Raw genomic sequence first — 17,105 nt, 5'->3', positions numbered from 1 at the left:
CGTGTCACCCAACACCGCGAACGTTCGTGGTCACGGCACTAGATGACCCGGGCCGGATTCCCGTCCTCGCTGAGCATGGGCCGCTCGGCCGCCGCCCACGCCCGCATCCCACCTGCCAGGTTGCGCACGTTGTCCCATCCGTTGTTCATCAGGTAGCCCACCACCTGTGCCGACCGTCCACCGGAGCGGCAGACCACCACCACCTCGCCGTCGGTGGGCACCTCTGCCAGGCGGGACGGAATCTCCATCATCGGCAGGTGGTGGGCGTCGGGCGCATGGCCGGCGGCCCACTCGTCCGGCTCGCGTACGTCGAGCAGGTAGGCACCCTCGGGCACCTCGGTCGGGGTCACGGCGGGAATCTCAGGTCCGAACACGGTCACCAAGCCTAGGGCCTGATCGGCTGAAGGCGACCGTCACCACTAGATCTGGTTGATCCATTTTGGGTTGCTGCTCACCCAGTCGTCCACGTGCCGGCCGCCCAACGACTGGAAGAGGTCCGCCGCGCCCTCGTCGAGCATCTCGAACGAGGTGCCGTCCAACATCTCGGAGTACGCCGGCACGCGGATGCCGGTCAACGCGTCGGAGCGCATGCCGCGGAGACCGAAGATGAGATCCTCGATGGCGACCCCGTTGGTGTCCATGGTGATCGAGGATCCGATCGCCCGTAGGACCTGATCGAGCTTGACCGGATTGGTCAGCAGGTTGTCCGTGGAGATCTTGTCGAGGATCGCCTTGAGTAGCTGCTGCTGGTGTCGCTGCCGGTCGTAGTCGCCGTTGGGCAGGTCGTAGCGCTGACGGGCGAAGTCGAGCGCCTGCGCGCCGTCCATCTGCTGACAGCCCGGGTTGAACTGTCTCTTGGTGTGGATCGACCGGACTGGGGCGTCGACGCACATGCGTATCCCCCCGACGAGGTCGATGACCCGTTGGAAGCCGGTGAAGTCGATCAGGGCGGCACCGTCGAACCGTAGGCCGGTGAGGCGGGTCAGAGTGGCGGAGAGTAGTTGGGTGCCGCCCTGACCACCGCCGCCGTGCTGGAACGCCGCATTGATCTTGTCGGAGCCGCCCTCGTAGCCGGTCACCGTCGATTGCGGGATCGTGACCAGCAGATCGCGAGGAATGGAGATCAGGTATGTCCGGTCCAGGCTGGCCGGGATGTGGGCAATCATGATCGTGTCAGCACGTTGTTCGCTGTCTGGGCTGCTCGGGCGCCGGTCAGAGCCGACCAGCAGATAGTTGAGCGGGCCGGTGACGTTGGCGTGGTGCCGCCGGGCCGCCGGATCGAGCAGGTCGTCCTTGGTGATGCTCCGGTCGTACCGGTCGAGCAGCGCGCGTAGTCCGAATCCGGTGACTCCGGAGAGCAGCAACAGCGCTAGTCCGAGGCCGATGCAGAGTCGGGCCCAGCGAGGGGACCGGTGCCGGGCCGGGCCGGAGCCGGTCCCTTCCGGCGGCGTTCCATCGCCGGGGTTGCGGTCTGGGCGACCCGGTTGAATGGGATCTGCCCACTGCGATCTGGACGTGACGCCTCCCGGACTCCGTAGCCTGAGACTCCCTCACGTCAGGCTACGGGTCCGATTCGCGCCGCTCATGGCTTTTGCGGCATTGGGTGCCGCTGACTTTCGGTGCCGTCGGCTTCGGGTGCCGCTGGCTTCCGGTGTCGCTACTTCTTCTTGGAGACCACACCCGGGTTGTTGATGATGAAGTCGGCGAGCGTGTCGTTCTTGACCGCCTTGAACATCTCCAGGCTGACCGGTTTGAGCGCCTCCCGGCCGCTGTCGTTGCCGCTGAACGTGCCGTCGTTGGTGCGCAGCAGCACCATCTCGTTGGCGGTGACACCGCGCAGGGTGAAGACGAAGTCCATCAGTGGGGTCTTACCGGTATCCAGCACGAACGCCTGGCCAGCCGCCTTCATCAACTCGTTGAGCTTGGCGGGGTTGGTCATCACGCCGCTGTCGATCGCCTTCTTGGCCATTCCCTTGATCAGCTGCTGCTGGTTCTGCTGACGGTCGTAGTCACCGTTCGTCAGGCCGTACCGCTGACGGGAGTAGTCCAGCGCCTCCCAACCAGCCATCTGCCGGCAGCCCTTCTTGTGCACCACCTTCTTCTTGGTGCCGCTCATCTTCTTGGCGTCCGCGTTCCAGTGCGGCTTACCGTCCACCAGCGTCATGTGGTGCGACTCGACCTCCTGGCTGACGCACATCGGGATGCTGCCGAGCGCGTCGATCACGCCCTTGAAGCCGTTGAAGTCGATGATCGCGGCACCGTCGAAGCTGACCCCGGTCAACTTCTTGATGGTCTGCGCCATCAGCTGCGCACCGCCCGCCCAGCCGCCGCCGTTCTGCGCGCCGTGGAAGAACGCCTCGGTCGCCTTGGTGGTGCCACCCGGGTACTTACTCTTTGCGAAGGGCGGCACCTGCACCTCGGTGTCCCGGGGGATCGAGATCAGGTATGCCTGGTCGTGCGTGGCCGGGATGTGCAGCACGATGATCGTGTCGGCCCGGGTGTCGTTGACGTCCCAGCGGGCGCGGGCGTCGACCCCGAGCAGCAGCAGGTCGATCGGACCGTCGAGGTCCTTACCCCCCTCGGCGTCGGACTTGCCGGCGTCACCGATGAGGTTGTCCTGCTCGATGCTGTTGTTGATCTGGCTGCTCATCGCCTCGACACCGACGATGCCCGCACCGCTGGTGAACATCAACAGGGCACCCAGGATTACGACGAGGCGGGCCCAGAGCGGGTCCTTCCGGCGACTGCGTTTGGCCGCCTTACCGGTTCTACCGCCTTTTCTGGTCTTGCCGCTCCTAGCATCTTGGGCTGTTGTTCGGACGCCGTAGGTGCCGCGCGGATGCGCGCCGTTCGGTTCCGGAGACGGTGGACTATGGCGGGTCTGAACCGGCATGCCTGCTCCAGGTCATGTATCGGGGGGCCAGCCCACTTTACGGACACCGAACCGATCCTGCGAGTTTCCCCTCCTCAAAGTTCCCTGTGTCCTGCCGCTGTCGCCGTACGCGGGGAAATGTCGGACAAGCCTCGCCGGATGGGCCCCGGTCGGCTCAGCCGCCGTTCGACTGCGGAGCCGGAGAGGCATTGGCCTGCACCCAGTCGCGCATCTTGTCGGCGGTGATCGCCTGATACATGGCCAGCGCCTTCTCCCGGTCGGAGACGACCACCGATTCGCCGTTGATGGTCTCGCTGCCCTTGTGCGGGCTGGTGACGAACTCCAGGTTCTCGCCACGCAGGTTACGGAACTGGATCCCCATGTCGATCAGGGAGAAGTCCTGGTCGGCGGTGAGCGCGTTGGTGGCCGACTTCAGGAAGGCGTTCAGCTTGGCGGGATTGGCCAACGTGCCGGAACTCGCCGCCTTGTCCATCAGCGCCCGTAGGAACTCCTGCTGGTGGCGCATCCGTGCGAAGTCGCCGTCCGGGAACTGCTTGCGCTGCCGAATCCAGTCCAGCGCCTCGGCACCGTTCATGTGTTGGGTGCCCTTGGTGAACTTCCGGAAGGGCTTGTGGATCGAGGTGATGGTCCGCTCCACCTTGAGGTCGACCCCGCCCAGGGCGTCGGTCACCTCCTTGAACCCGGCGAAGTCGATCGCCAGTACGTGGTCGAGTCGGACGTCGGTGAAGCATTCGACCGTACGGACGGCAAGGGGAAGACCGCCGAAGGCGAAGGCGGCGTTGATCTTCGCGCGCTGACCGGTGTCGCAGCCGGCGCTCGCACTTTCCGGGATCGGAACGTACAGGTCACGCGGGATCGAGACGAGGTAGGCCCGATCCTGGCTTGACGGGATGTGCATGACGATGACCGTGTCGGCCCGCCACTTGCCCGCCTGGTCCAGTGGGGCGTCCGGATCCCGGGAGTCGGTCCCCACCAGCAGGATGTTCATGGCCCCGCTGACCGTCTTGGGGGGCCGCCCCCCGGTGATCTCCGAGAACGGATCGGTACGGGCCAGGTCGTCGTTGAGCCTGCCGGCGTAGATCCAGGCACCGATGCCACCGACCAGGGCCAGGACGAGCACCGCCGCACCGAGGACCAGCGCGATCCGCCCCCAGCGCGGACGAGGCCCGCGTCGGCCGGAACCGCCCGGACCGTTCGGTCCACCGGGTCGGCCCGGACCGCCGGGTCCGCCGGGTCCACCGCCGTGGCCGCCGGGCCCCCCGCCGTACGTCGAGCGGGTGGGCTGGTGTTGGCGTGGCGGCCCGGCGACACTGGCCCGGCCGGAAACCCGTTCGCCACCGGCCGTGCCCGGCACGGACGCCCGCCACGAGGAGGGGCGCTGCGACCCTCGGTGGTAGGCGTTGGCAGGCAGTGAGCCGGCAGGCATGGACGTCGACATGTAATTCAGGGTACGTAGCGGTACCAAGAATGGCTTCTGCCCCGCCCGCGCGGCGCTCTCCTGGCGCGTCCGGTCCGGTCAGGCGAGTCGCTGAGTGAAGTGCTCGATTGTCCGCCTTAGGCCTTCGTGCGGGCTCACCGCAGGCTCGTAGCCGAGTCGTTCCCGGGCCAGGGTCAGGTCGGGACGTCGCATTTCCGGGTCGTCAGCGGTACGCGTGAGATACGTCACCGCCGAGCTGCTGCCGGTCAGCGACACGATCAACTCGGCCAACTCCCGCATGGAGACCTCGTGCTCGGTGCCGCAGTTGATCGGGCCGGTCTCGGTCGAGTCGAGCAGTAGCAGGATGCCGCGGACCAGGTCGTCTACGTAGCAGATGGAGCGGGTCTGTGCCCCCGTACCGTGCACGGTGATCGGCTCGTTGCGCAGCGCCTGGGTGATGAAGGTCGGGATGGCCCGGCCGTCGTCCGGCCGCATCCGGGGACCGTACGTGTTGAAGATCCGTACGATGCCGGCGTCGAGGCCCCGGTACCGGTGGTAGGCCATGGTGGCCGCCTCGGAGAAGCGCTTCGCCTCGTCGTAGACGCTTCGGATGCCGATCGGGTTGACGTTGCCCCAGTACGTCTCGACCTGGGGGTGCACCTGCGGATCACCGTACGCCTCGGAGGTGGAGGCCATGAGGAACCGGGCGCCGTCGGCGACCGCCCGGTCGAGCAGGTGCAGGGTGGCGAGCGAGCCGACGCGGAGGATCTCGATCGGCAGGGTGGAGAAGTCCTTGGGGCTGGCCGGAGAGGCCAGATGCAGGATCGCGTCGAAGCGCTCGGCGATGGCCGGGTGGTGGTGCGGAAGTCCGTCCGAGACGTCCGCCTCCACCAGGGTGAACCTCGGGTGGTCGGCGAGGTGGGCGACGTTCTCCTTCGAGCCGGTCACGAAGTTGTCGACGGCGACGACGGTGCAGCCCCGCTCGACGAGGGCGTCGACCAGGTGCGACGGGACGAAGCCGGCCCCGCCGGTGACGAGGATGCGATGACCCGGACCGAAGCGCTGCGCAACCACCATGCCGCTCAGCCTACTCAAATAGTTGATCTTCGGGCCGTGTGGGCCAGGTTGGGAAGGGCCCCCTCCTACGCGGAAAGCGATGGAAAGGGGCTCTTCCCCACCACGCGGCGGTGCGCCGATCAGTGCTCTTCTTTGCTGGTCAGTGCTTGCCTGTGTTGTTGTCAGTGTGCTCCGGCACCGGTCAGGGCACGGACCTCCAGCTCGGCGTACTTTTCTTCGTCGCTCTCCTTCGAGAGCATCGTGCCGATCCAGCCACAGAGGAAACCGATCGGGATCGAGATGATGCCCGGGTTGGACAGCGGGAACCAGTGCCAGTCCGCCTCGGGGAACATCGAGGTGGGCGCGCCGGAGACCACCGGGGAGAAGAACACCAGCAGTACGGCGGAGACCAGGCCGCCGTAGATCGCCCAGACCGCGCCCGAGGTGTTGAACCGCTTCCAGAACAGGCTGTAGATGATCGCCGGCAGGTTGCCGGAAGCGGCCACCGCGAAGGCCAGCGCCACCAGGAAGGCGACGTTGAGGCTCTGCGCGTAGATAGACAGCACGATGGAGATCGCCCCGATGACGAACGCCGAGATCCGGGCGACGTTGACCTCCTGCCGTTCCGACGCCTGGCCGCCCTTGATGACGTTGGCGTAGAAGTCGTGGGCGAGGCTGGACGAGGAGGCCAGCGTCAGGCCGGCGACCACGGCCAGGATGGTGGCGAAGGCCACCGCCGCGATGACGGCCAGCATCGCCGCGCCACCGATCTCACCGCCGAGGAAGTCGATGCCGAGTGCCTGGGCGAGCTGTGGGGCCGCCGTGTTGCCGGCCTTGTCCTGCTCGGTGATGGCCGCACCGCCGACCAGGGCCGCCGCGCCGAAGCCCAGGGCCAGGGTGAACAGGTAGAACGTACCGATGATGCCGATCGCCCAGAGCACGCTCTTACGGGCCGCCTTGGCGGTCGGCACCGTGTAGAAGCGGATCAGGATGTGCGGCAGGCCGGCCGTGCCGAGCACCAGGGCGATGCCGAGCGACAACAGGTCGACCTTGTTGTAGAAGGTCTGGGTGGCGTTGCCGGCCACCTCGACGCCGTACCGTAGCCCCGGTTCGAGGAAGTCGTCCGGCTTGCCGGAGGCCGCCGCCGCGTCGCCGAGCAGGGCGGACAGGTTGAACTTGTAGTGCGCCAGCACCATGATCGTCATCACCAGGGTGCCGCCCATCAGCAGTACGGCCTTGATGATCTGTACGTAGGTGGTGCCCTTCATGCCACCCACCGTCACGTAGATGATCATCAGAGCGCCGACCAGGATGATGGTGGCGACCTTCGCGGTCTCCGCGCCCATGCCGAGGAACGTGGTACCGGGGCGGATGCCCAACAGCAGCGCCACCAGCGCGCCCGCGCCGACCATCTGCGCCAGCAGATAGAAGATCGAAACGGTGATGGTGGAGACGGCGGCGGCGGTACGTACCGGCTTCTGCCGCATCCGGAACGCCAGCACGTCGGCCATCGTGTAGCGGCCCGAGTTACGCAGCAGTTCCGCCACCAGCAGCAGGGCGACCAGCCAGGCCACCAGGAAGCCGATGGAGTAGAGGAAGCCGTCGTAGCCGTACAGGGCGATCAGGCCGGCGATGCCCAGGAAGGACGCGGCCGACATGTAGTCGCCGCCGATCGCCAGGCCGTTCTGGAAACCGGAGAACGACCGGCCGCCGGCATAGAAGTCGTTGGCCGTCCGGGTCTGTCTGCTGGCCCAGACCGTGATGCCCAGCGTCACCGCCACCAGCACCAGGAACAGCGTGATCGTCAACGTACGAGCGGTGCCGTTGGTGGCCGCCGCCAACACCTCGCCGGTCATCGCGGCACCTCCTCGTCCTCCAGTTCGGCCCGGATCCGGTCGGCCACCGGGTCGAGCCGGCGGCTGGCGTACCGGGAGTAGAGCCAGGCGATCAGGAACGTGGAGACGAACTGGAGCAGCCCGAAGACCAGTGCGACGTTGATGTTGCCGACCAGTTTGGTGCCCATGAACCCGCGCGCGTACGCGGACAGGATCACGTAGAGGGCGTACCAGAGGAAGAACGCCACCGTCATCGGGAAGACGAACCGACGTAGGGCGTTTCGCAGACCGATGAACTCTTCGGACCGCTGTACCTCGACGTACCGGTCGGCTGCGGGGGCGGCGGCCGGTGCGGGAGTGTCCGTTGACATGCGCGAATCACCACCTTGACAGGTGTGGAGGAAAGTTTCGCGCACGGTAGGGAGCCGGGTCGCTACCCCGGAAGCGGTAAGCCGGACGGTGGTCGGCGGCTGCGCCGAACGGGCCGATACGTGCGCCGAGTGACCCAGGTCACGTCGCCCAGTGGTCGATGGTGGCCAGGGCCTGTTTCGGGACGACCCCTAGGCGAGCCGCTCCACGGCGCGGGCGACGAGGTCGTCGGCCTCCTGCTCGGAGTACACCTCCGGCAGCGTGAGACGCTCGACGATCAGCCAGTTCAGCGCCATGTGCAGCAACCGCACCGAGGTCGCGTCGCCGGGTAACCCGGACGCCTGGTGACCGGCGACGTTGGCATCGACGTCGGCGCGCACGCTCCGCGTGAGTACGGCCCGCAGTTCGGGACGCCGAGTCGCCTCAAGCCGCAGTTCCAGCAGTGCCAGGTAGCCCGTACGGAATCCGGCGACCCGGCGGACGGTCTCGCGCATCACCGCAGTGAACTTCTCCCGGTCCTGTGCGCCCTCCAGGTGCCGGACGATGGTCTCCTCGTCCGGCTGGAGGCGCTCGTAGATGCGCGCACCGATGTGGGTGAACAGGTCGTCGCGGTTGGCGAAGTAGTTGGACGCCGTCCCCGTGGGGACCCGTGCCGCGCCGTCCACTGCCCGGAAGGTCAGCCCTCGCGCGCCCTGCTCGGCAAGCACCTCGATGGCGGCGTCGATGAGCGCCGCCCTCCTCTCGTCGTTCCTGCGCATGGTTGACACCACTCCAGTTGTAGTTCTACTGTCTGAACAACGACACCTATAGTACTACGAACGGAGTGCTAACTTGCGCAAGCTGGTCTACTACGTCGGCGTGTCCATCGATGGCCGCCTCGCGGGCCCGAGTGGGGAGGTGGACTTCTACCCGGTCGGTGAAGGGGAGGCCGCTGCCGCGTACATGGCCTGGGTCAACGGGCGCTATCCGGAGACCGTTCCCACGCAGTACCGTCCGCACGTCGGCCTCGCGGACGCCCCCAACAAGCGCTTCGATACCGTCCTGATGGGGCTGAACACCTACCGGGCTGTGCTTGACCAAGGGATCAGCAACCCGTACGCGCACCTGCGGCAGTACGTCGTCTCCCGTTCCCTGGACCGGATCGAAGACCCTACGGTGGAACTGGTGCGCGACCCGGTTGCGCTCATCCGGGACCTCAAGCGTGAGGACGGGCTGGACATCTGGCTCTGCGGTGGGGGAGGACTGGCCGGCTCACTGCTGCCCGAGATCGACGAACTGATCATCAAGAGCTATCCCGTGATCGCGGGCGCGGGTGCCACCCTCGTCGAGGGCGGCTTCCGTCCCACCGCGTTCGCCCCGACCGGCCACAGGTCGTTCCCCAACGGTGCCAGCATCACCTGGTACGCGAGGCGCGCGGACGCATAGGGCCATTCGTAATTCTGCTCGGTCAGTTCGCCAGCTCGCGGTATCGGCCCCGGTGGTGCAGTAGCGGCGGCAGGTCGCCGACCAGCTCGACCGCCTCGATCGTCGCCTCGACCAGCAGGTTCCAGCCGTACTCCCGGCTGCTGTCGAGCCGGCAGCCGGCCCAGGCGGTGGCGTCGGCCGGCACCGGGCCGTACTCGGTGGAGGTCCAGGAGCCGGTGGCGAAGAGCCCGCCCGGCGCGGGAAAGAGCCCGGCGAAGCGGTCGGCGAGCTGCCGGTGTCCGGGATGCAGCGCGGCGACCGCGAACCGGCCAGCGGCCGACGCCGCCGCCCAGAAGTCCGACTCCTCGTCGACCAGACCGAGCAGCCGGTCCGGCTGGCCCTCGGCGACCACCGTGGAGGAGACGGTCAGACCCGCCGGTCCCGGGGCAGTCCAGAGGGTCACCGTCGCGGCCAACCGACCCCGCAACCGGCGTACGGGGGAACGTTCGCCGGCTGGCGTGGCGAACGGATCGGTGTGGTGGATCTGGGCACCCGGTTCTGGATTCACGTGAAACATTCTGTCCCGTCCGCCCTGTTCGCAGCCGGGAGGACGGGACCGTGTCAGGTTTCGTCGGCCGGCGAATCATCGGGCGACCGCTGGCCAGCATCGGGCGACTGCTCACCGGCGTCGAGGGTTTGCCGGGCGGCGTCGAGCACCACCGGGTCGGTGCAGCCCTCGGCGTAGCCGGCGATCCGGCGGTGGATGTCCCGACGCAGCAGCCAGACGCCGATCCGGTCGGCGATCGGGCGGACGAGCGCCGGCCGGCACCGGAAGCTGTACCGCCAGGTGGCAATGGTGTGCCCCGGCTCGGGGGCGGGCGCGAACCGCCAGCCGCCAGCGAACATCTCGAAGAACCACGGTCCACGCACCATCTTCATGCCGACGTGGCTCGGTGGGGCGAAGGAGACGTACTCGCTGACCATGCCCAGGCCGTGTCGGGAGCGGGTGAAGGTGCGTACCCCCTTGCCAGGGTGGCTCGCGCCGTCGGTGAAGTGTTGCTCGCGGACGAACGGATCCCACCGGTACCTGATCGGCGCGGTGGTCTGGGACACCGCGAAGGCCAGGTCCGGCGGGACGGGAACGGTGGTTACCGCCTCGACGACAGGCATCGGCCCATTCTGGGTGGCGACGGCAACCCGCCGATGGTCCAGTCGGGTCAGCGGCGGGGCGTGACCGCGATCAGCAGTTCGGGCATCCGCCGGTCGAGCACGTCCCCGGCCAGGTAGGTCCCGAACAACACCGCGCCGACGCCGTACGCCGCGCCGACCGGCAGCGCCAGCCACAACCAGACGTCACCGAGCAGAGCCGTCGCCAGCACGGCTGGGATACCCAGCACGGCCGCAGCCAACATCGCCACGAAACTCAACAGACTCTTGGCGATTCCGGCACCCGTGTTGATGGCGAACGGGTTGCTCGTCTCCGGCAGCGCGTACGCCGCGAGGATCGACACGTACATGTTCACCGCCAGACCGGCACCGTACGACGCGAGCAGGGTACCGGCCGCGACACCGATCCAGGCCGGCTCACGTAGGAAGAAGGTCAGTACAACGGAGATGACCGTCAACAGCGGCACGATATAGAGCGAGAACGCGACCACCCGGGCACGCAGTTCCAACCGGCCCGGCACCCCGGCGATCACATTCGCCGCGTACGCGCTGCCGTCGAAGCCGAACTGGTTGGCCAGGGTCAGCGCCGCGAGGATGCCGACGAAGAGCAGCGACAGGCTGAGCATCGTCGGGGACGCGTCGAAGTTGGCCCCCTCGATGTCGGCTCCCCCGAAGTTGGCCCCCTCGAACATCCCCTGGCTGCCGACGTTGACCATCACCGGCACGAAGACACCGATCACGGCAACGGTGATCAGGTTGGACCGGCGACGGGCGTCCCGCCACCAGTACCGCGCCTCGCGGGCCACCAGTGCGCCGTACCGGTCCCGGGGGATCCACGACAGGATCCGGGGGAAGAGCTGCACCACCGCGCCACCCGGCAGGGGCTTGCCGGTGGCGGCGGGGCCGCTACTGGCCGCCCCCACCATCGCCGACTCCAGCGACCGGGACCACCAACAGAGCAGCACCACGATGGTCGCCACCGCGATCAGCAACTTGACCAGCGCGGCCCAGGCGCGGCCCTCGGCCAACTCGATGCCCGCCGTGTACGGCGCACCCAGCGGCGTCCACCCGACGACCCGTGCCACGGTCTCCAACTGGTCCAGGTCGACCCGGCCGGCGGAGCCGACGACGAGGAGCTGCAATGGGGCGATCAACGCGGCCAGGACCGCGAGTAGGACCGCCGCCAGGTCGCGGACCCGCCGGGACCGCAGCATGGTGGCGAACGCGCTGGTCACCGCCCGGCTGGCCGCGACACAGACGAACAGGCCGGCGACGGCGCCGAGTCCGGCGACCAGGGCGGCCGACCACCCGCCCAGCGCCCCGGCGGTGACCACTAGGCCGAGGGTGGCGATCAGCATGGCGATCGCGGGGATGCCGACCAGGGCGGCAGCAAACAGACCCGTGACCAGGGTGCGGCGGCCCAGCGGCAGCAGCGCGAAGCGGGCCGGGTCGAGTGACTCGTCCACGCCGAAGTACACCAATGGCAGGAGCAGCCAGCCAAGCACCAACAGCCCGCCGCCCAGGCCGGCCATGGACATGGCCCAGCCCGGCTCGTCGGCCAGGCCCGGGAGGGCGAAGAGCAGGAAGCCCATCCCGGCGAACCAGAGCCCGAAGAACGCGCCGACGATGAAAAGCGCGATCCGCCAGCTCTGGCCCCGGAAGTTGTTGCCCATCACCCGCAGCTTGAGGCGTACGAAGTGTCGGGCGCGGACCGGCCGGGTCTGGGTGACCTCGTGGGTCACCGGAGCGGCGACGTTCACAGTTCCCACCTCACGTTCGCGACTGCGGGGCTCGCAAGCTCAACTCGCATTTCGGCCCGGCTGTGTCCCACGCGAGCCACCCCGGAACGCTCGCTCCTCGCGCTCAAAGCCATGCCAGCTCCTCGCCGGTGGCGGTACGGCCGCCGACCACCTCGACGAAGACGTCCTCCAGCGAGCGGCCGGCACGTACCTCGTCGATGGTGCCGACGCGCTTGATCGTGCCGCCGGCCAGGATCGCCACGTGGCTACAGAGCCGCTCCACCACTTCCATCACATGGCTGGAGAAGATCACCGTGCCGCCGTTGGTGACGTACCGGTGCAGGATGTCCCGGATCAGCGCGGCGGAGACCGGGTCGACGGCCTCGAACGGCTCGTCGAGCACCAGCAGTCGGGGGCTGTGCAGCAGGGCACAGGCCAGGCCGATCTTCTTCTTCATGCCGGCGGAGTAGTCGACCACCAGGGTCCGGCCCGCGTCGGCCAGGGCCAGTACGTCGAGCAGTTCCCGGGCCCGCTGGTCGACCACGGCCGGGTCCATGCCACGCAGCAGTCCGTGGTATGCCAGCAGTTCCGCGCCGTTGAGCCGGTCGAAGAGCCGTACGCCGTCCGGCATCACGCCGAGGAGCTGCTTGGCCTGCACCGGGCTGGCCCACACGTCGTGGCCGAGCACCCAGGCACTCCCGGCGTCGGGGCGGAGCAGCCCCACCGCCATCGAGAGGGAGGTGGTCTTACCCGCGCCGTTGGGGCCGAGCAGCCCGTAGAACGAGCCAGCCGGCACGTCGAGGTCGACACCCGACACGGCGATCTTGGTGTCGAAGCGTTTGACCAATCCACGGAGAGCGAGGGCAGCGGGCGCGGGACCATTCATGTCACAGACCGTATCCGCTGGTCGCGCCGCATTCCTCGGGCCGGGGTATGAGCTGCACCTCCCCTTCCAGCGGGATTGGCCCTCCACCCGCCGACGGACCTCACCGGCCGGGCGTAGCCGACTGCCGCGACGACAGCCCCCCGGGGCGACTGGGTCACAGCCGGAGCGTCTCCGGGGCGTGCAGCCGGAGCATGGTGGCGCCGACCTCGGCAGGTACGCGGTGCCGGGTGAGCACCGACACCGCCACCATCACGGTGAAGGCCAGTGGTACGGACCAGGCGGCGGGCTGGGCGATCAGGGTTGCCGGCCATCCGCTCAGCGGTGGACCGACGACGGTGAGCAGGACGGCGAGCACAGCGGCGCCACCCCCGGCCAGGATGCCGGCCGCCGCCCCGACGTCGGTCAGCCCTCGCCACCAACTGCCGAGCACCAGCAGCGGGCAGAAGCTGGAGGCGGCGACCGCGAAGGCCAGCCCGACCACCTGCGAGACGTCCAGCCCGGAGACGTTGAGCGCGAGCACCACCGGCACCAGGCCGGCGAAGAGCGTCGCCAACCGGAAGTCGCGGACCGACCCGTGACCCAGCACGTCCGTGGAGATCACCCCGGCGACGCTGGTGAGCAGGCCGGAGGAGGTGGAGAGGAAGGCCGCGAACGCTCCGGCGGCGACCAGGGCAGCCAGCAGCCGGCCGGTCAGGCCGTCGCCGACCACGGCCCCGGGCAGCAACACCACCACTGCGTCGGTCTGCCCGGTGACCAGCAGTTGCGGGGTGTAGATCCGGCCGAGTACGCCGTACAGGGTGGGCAGCAGATAGAACGCGCCCACCAGGGCGAGCACGACCAGGGTGGTCCGGCGGGCCGCTGCCCCGTCCGGATTGGTGTAGAAGCGCACCAGCACGTGCGGCAGTCCCATCGTGCCGAGGAAGGTCGCCAGGATCAGCGAGTACGTGGCGAACAGTCCCCGATCGTCGCTGCCCGCCGCACTGGGCAGCAGCCAGTCCAGCCCGTTCGCCACGGTCACCCCGGAGACCTCCGGCACCGGGTCACCGGCGGCGAAGGAGAGTTCGTCGCCGGGGCGTACCGTCCGGGTCGTGCCGTCGGCCAGGGTGAGGGTCGCGGCCTCCTCGACAACGACGGTGGTGGCGGTCCGGAAGGTCGGCCCCTCCGGCGGGGTCACCGCCGGTCGCCCGTCGGCCTGCCAGTGCAGCACCAGGAAGATCACCGGTACGGCGAGTGCGGTCAACTTCAGCCAGTACTGGAACGCCTGCACGAAGGTGACGGCCCGCATCCCGCCCAGCGCCACGTTGGCGGTCACCACCGCGCCGACCAGCAGCGCACCCACCTCGTACGGGGCTCCGGTGACCGTGGTCAGGGTGAGCCCCGCCCCCTGCAACTGCGGTACGAGGTAGAGCCAGCCGATGAAGACGACGAAGAGGGTGGCGAGTTTGCGGAGCCGGCGCGAGCCGAGCCGTAGCTCGCAGAAGTCGGGCAGGGTGAAGGCACCCGAGCGGCGCAGCGGTGCGGCCACGAAGAGCAGCAGGGCCAGGTAGCCGGCGGCGAAGCCGACCGGATACCAGAGCACGTCGACGCCGTTCTTGAGGATCAGACCGGCGATGCCCAGGAACGAGGCGGCCGACAGGTATTCGCCTCCGATGGCGGCGGCGTTCCAGGTGGGGCTGACCATCCGGGAGGCGACCAGGAAGTCCGAGGTGGTCCGGGCCAGCCGGAGACCATAGAAGCCGATCGCGACGGTGGCCAGGGTGACCGCGACGATCGCCGGTACGACGAAGGCGTGGTCCACGCTCACCGCTCCACGTCCACGCTCACCGCTTCACGTCCACGCTCACCGCTCCGGCCGCTGGACCAGGTCGGTGAAGTCCTGCTCGTTGCGTTCCGCCAGGTGCACGTACGCCCAGCCGACCGCGACCAGGAACGGGAACGAGATCACCCCGAGCAGTAGCCAGGGCAGGTGGACCCCGAACAGTTTCACCGTTCCCACCGCCGGGGCGATCGCGAACAGCAGTGGCAGTCCCCCCAAGCCGATCACGACGACCAGTGCCATCCGTACGGCGAGGGTGAGCTGGGCCCGGACCAGGCCCCGGACCAGCGCCTCACCGACCCGGGTCTGCTGGGTCAGTTCGGCGCGGGTCCGGTCCGCCCCGGTACGCCGCGCGGACACCTCGGAGAGCACGATGCGGGTCCGACCGGCGGTCGGCGGTGACGCTGGTTCACGGGACGGTTCGGTGGGGGCGGCCACTTCGGCAGTCTCACCGCCCACCACCGAATGTCAAGAGCAGGGCGTGATCGATGAACCCCGTCAACGGGGATAGATCGTGAGACACCTGGCGGGGTTGTAGTCGACTGGGTTGGTCGCGATCAGCTGCCGGGCCCGGCTCCGACCGATGTTCGCCGCGCGCCAGTCATGCTGCTCAGCCGCCAGTTCGTCGGCGATGGCACGGAGAGCGCAGGCGCGCTTCTCGTCCGGCAGGCGGTTGAACGCGGGCGCGGCGTCGGCGGAGAGCTGGGACAGGTAGTTCACGTCGAGACGGTCGGTCCGTTCGTACCGGTCGATGTTCTGCTCGGCGATGAACCGGTCCGGGTTGAGCGCGGCGAGCCCGAGGAGGGCCAGCACCGCCGCACCCAGCACGAGCCGGGGCAACCAGGTGGCGCGCAGCCGGATGCCGGCCAGCAGGACGAGCACGAAGATCACGCCGAGCCACAGCTCGCAGGCGGCCACCAGCAGCCGCAGCCGGGTCGCGCCGTACGCCTGGGTGTAGACGTTCATGCGGTAGAGCGCGGAGGCCACGATGACCAGGCTGAGCAGGGCGAGCACCCCGAGCAGCAGGCGCAGCACGATCCGATCGGCCCGGCTGTCCCGAGGTGCCCACCGGCTGGCCCCGGCGATGACCAGCAGGGTGAGCCCGGAGACGATCAGTAGTTGCCAGAAGCCGCCCCGGGCGTACTCGGCGTAGGTCGGTCCGGCCTCGGCCAGCACGTGCCGCGAGCCGCCGAACAGCACGGTGATCTGCACCAGCACGAACGCGGCGAAGAGCAGGTCGAGCAGGGCCACCGGTAGTGCCCACTCCAGCCGGCGGACCCGCTTCGCCGGCTGGTTCTCCAGGCCGGTCAGGTCGGGCGGGGCGGTGAGCAGGTGGGCCGCCCCGAGCAGCCCGATGAGCAGGATCGGGAAGAGGAAGGACCAGCGGACGACGTCGCCCACGGAGAGAGTGGGCAACAGCCCGCCGAGGAGGTCGGCGAAGGCGGCGTCGGCCGAGGCGAACAGGGCCCCGAAGACGCCAAGCAGGCCGACCGAGACGGCCACGGTGGCGAGGAGCCGCCCGACGGAGTAGCCGCCGGTCCGTGGGCCGCTACGGTTCATGCCGCGCGCCGTCCAGGGCATCGCCCGGAACACCGCCACGACCGGCAGTCGGGCCGCGTACAGTATCCCGCCCAGGGAACGCCCGCCGGTCACCGCCAGGCACGCGGTCACCCCGGCGGTCAGGACACAGAGTACGAAGAGCCAGCCGGCTGCCCGTACCGTGCCGACTCCGATCAGGGCCACGGTAGCCGCCGCCCAGATCAGCCGGTCCAGGCCGATCCGGGTACGACGTGCCACCGGCTCGACCGGGGCCGCTGCTGACGGCCGTGGTGCTGGCCGTTGTTGAGGTGTCGCCGGGCTGGGTGCCGGTTGCTGGTTCGCTGCTGACGGCCGTGGTGCTGGCCGTTGTTGAGGTGTCGCCGGGCTGGGTGCCGGTTGCTGGTTCGCTGCTGACGGCCGTGGTGCTGGCCGTTGTTGAGGTGTCGCCGGGCTGGGTGCCGGTTGCTGGTTCGCTGCTGACGGCCGTGGTGCTGGCCGTTGTTGAGGTGTCGCCGGGCTGGGTGCCGGTTGCTGTTTTGGCTGGGACTGGTCCGTTCCGGTCTGGCCCGGCACCCCCGTGCCGTCGGGCCGGACATCGTTCCGGGACCAACCGATCACCGCAGCGGTGGTCAGCGCCGCCGTGCCGGCGACGACGCCAACCAGCCAGCCGACACCGGGCCGGGTCAGGGGGATGCTCACCGCACCGATCGCCGCTGCTGCGGCGACCGCTCCGAGCACCGGCCGATGGATCCCGCTCGCTGGCCCTGGCCAGCGTCGGTACATCGGTGACGGCTGGATAGGTGTGAACAGTGGCCGGGGCGGATTCCAGTAGCTCGCCGGTGGCGGTGGAGGCGGCGGTGCCATCCGTACGCCTGGCGACCCGGCTGGCGGCCGGATCGGTTGCGCCCCGATCGCTGCTGGCGCAGGCGGTTGCGTGGTGGCGGGCGATGTCGGCCCAGGCCTGTCCGGTGCCGCCGCAGCCGC

The 17,105-nt window shown here is 68.9% G+C and carries 16 protein-coding genes; 1 reads left to right on the top strand and 15 read right to left on the bottom strand.

What is annotated here, in order from left to right:
- Nucleotides 1–38: 38 nt before the first annotated feature.
- The 8 genes from FHR38_RS13630 to FHR38_RS13595 form a co-directional block, all read right to left on the bottom strand.
- Complete coding sequence (locus FHR38_RS13630; RefSeq protein WP_184535026.1) at nt 39–374, bottom strand: rhodanese-like domain-containing protein; 336 nt, start codon at nt 372–374, stop codon at nt 39–41.
- A 45-nt stretch (nt 375–419) separates the two neighbouring features.
- Nucleotides 420–1,364: an LCP family protein gene (locus FHR38_RS13625; RefSeq protein WP_184535025.1), complete on the bottom strand. Its 945-nt coding sequence runs from the start codon at nt 1,362–1,364 to the stop codon at nt 420–422.
- 293 nt (nt 1,365–1,657) lie between these two features.
- Entirely contained in the window at nt 1,658–2,689 is a 1,032-nt protein-coding gene (locus tag FHR38_RS13620; protein WP_246446520.1) for an LCP family protein, read from the bottom strand.
- A gap of 358 nt (nt 2,690–3,047) precedes the next feature.
- Nucleotides 3,048–4,331, bottom strand: coding sequence for an LCP family protein (locus tag FHR38_RS13615; protein ID WP_184535023.1), 1,284 nt, complete (start codon nt 4,329–4,331; stop codon nt 3,048–3,050).
- Nucleotides 4,332–4,409: 78 nt separating this feature from the next.
- Nucleotides 4,410–5,387 carry an NAD-dependent epimerase/dehydratase family protein gene (locus FHR38_RS13610; RefSeq protein ID WP_184535022.1) on the bottom strand — a complete coding sequence of 326 codons (978 nt, stop codon included), beginning with the start codon at nt 5,385–5,387 and terminating at the stop codon, nt 4,410–4,412.
- 161 nt (nt 5,388–5,548) lie between these two features.
- A complete protein-coding gene (locus FHR38_RS13605; RefSeq protein ID WP_184535021.1) occupies nt 5,549–7,222 on the bottom strand; it encodes a monocarboxylic acid transporter in 1,674 nt (557 codons plus the stop codon).
- Nucleotides 7,219–7,572 (bottom strand): DUF485 domain-containing protein, encoded by a 354-nt coding sequence (locus FHR38_RS13600; RefSeq protein ID WP_184535020.1) that lies wholly within the window; start codon nt 7,570–7,572, stop codon nt 7,219–7,221. Before FHR38_RS13600 ends, FHR38_RS13605 begins: the two co-directional genes overlap by 4 nt.
- A gap of 189 nt (nt 7,573–7,761) precedes the next feature.
- Entirely contained in the window at nt 7,762–8,328 is a 567-nt protein-coding gene (locus tag FHR38_RS13595; RefSeq protein ID WP_184535019.1) for a TetR/AcrR family transcriptional regulator, read from the bottom strand.
- 73 nt (nt 8,329–8,401) lie between these two features.
- Between FHR38_RS13595 and FHR38_RS13590 the strand changes: the two genes are divergently transcribed.
- On the top strand, nt 8,402–8,995 hold the full coding sequence (locus FHR38_RS13590; RefSeq protein WP_184535018.1) for a dihydrofolate reductase family protein: 594 nt from the start codon (nt 8,402–8,404) through the stop codon (nt 8,993–8,995).
- Nucleotides 8,996–9,017: 22 nt separating this feature from the next.
- Here the strand turns inward: FHR38_RS13590 and FHR38_RS13585 are convergent, their stop codons facing one another.
- The 7 genes from FHR38_RS13585 to FHR38_RS13555 form a co-directional block, all read right to left on the bottom strand.
- On the bottom strand, nt 9,018–9,551 hold the full coding sequence (locus tag FHR38_RS13585; RefSeq protein WP_184535017.1) for a flavin reductase family protein: 534 nt from the start codon (nt 9,549–9,551) through the stop codon (nt 9,018–9,020).
- Nucleotides 9,552–9,595: 44 nt separating this feature from the next.
- A complete protein-coding gene (locus FHR38_RS13580) occupies nt 9,596–10,144 on the bottom strand; it encodes an SRPBCC family protein (RefSeq protein ID WP_184535016.1) in 549 nt (182 codons plus the stop codon).
- 47 nt (nt 10,145–10,191) lie between these two features.
- Nucleotides 10,192–11,901 (bottom strand): ABC transporter permease, encoded by a 1,710-nt coding sequence (locus FHR38_RS13575; protein ID WP_312882107.1) that lies wholly within the window; start codon nt 11,899–11,901, stop codon nt 10,192–10,194.
- A 103-nt stretch (nt 11,902–12,004) separates the two neighbouring features.
- Nucleotides 12,005–12,766: an ABC transporter ATP-binding protein gene (locus FHR38_RS13570; protein ID WP_184535015.1), complete on the bottom strand. Its 762-nt coding sequence runs from the start codon at nt 12,764–12,766 to the stop codon at nt 12,005–12,007.
- 154 nt (nt 12,767–12,920) lie between these two features.
- Nucleotides 12,921–14,564 (bottom strand): sodium/solute symporter, encoded by a 1,644-nt coding sequence (locus tag FHR38_RS13565; RefSeq protein WP_184539628.1) that lies wholly within the window; start codon nt 14,562–14,564, stop codon nt 12,921–12,923.
- 42 nt (nt 14,565–14,606) lie between these two features.
- Nucleotides 14,607–15,020: a DUF485 domain-containing protein gene (locus FHR38_RS13560; protein ID WP_184535014.1), complete on the bottom strand. Its 414-nt coding sequence runs from the start codon at nt 15,018–15,020 to the stop codon at nt 14,607–14,609.
- A gap of 60 nt (nt 15,021–15,080) precedes the next feature.
- A complete protein-coding gene (locus tag FHR38_RS13555; protein ID WP_312882105.1) occupies nt 15,081–16,379 on the bottom strand; it encodes a DUF4153 domain-containing protein in 1,299 nt (432 codons plus the stop codon).
- Nucleotides 16,380–17,105 lie beyond the last annotated feature (726 nt).

The organism is Micromonospora polyrhachis (assembly GCF_014203835.1).
GTDB lineage: Bacteria > Actinomycetota > Actinomycetes > Mycobacteriales > Micromonosporaceae > Micromonospora_H > Micromonospora_H polyrhachis.
The sequence above is the reverse complement of the archived record's forward strand: the minus strand, read 5'-3'. Positions and strand labels throughout refer to the sequence as shown.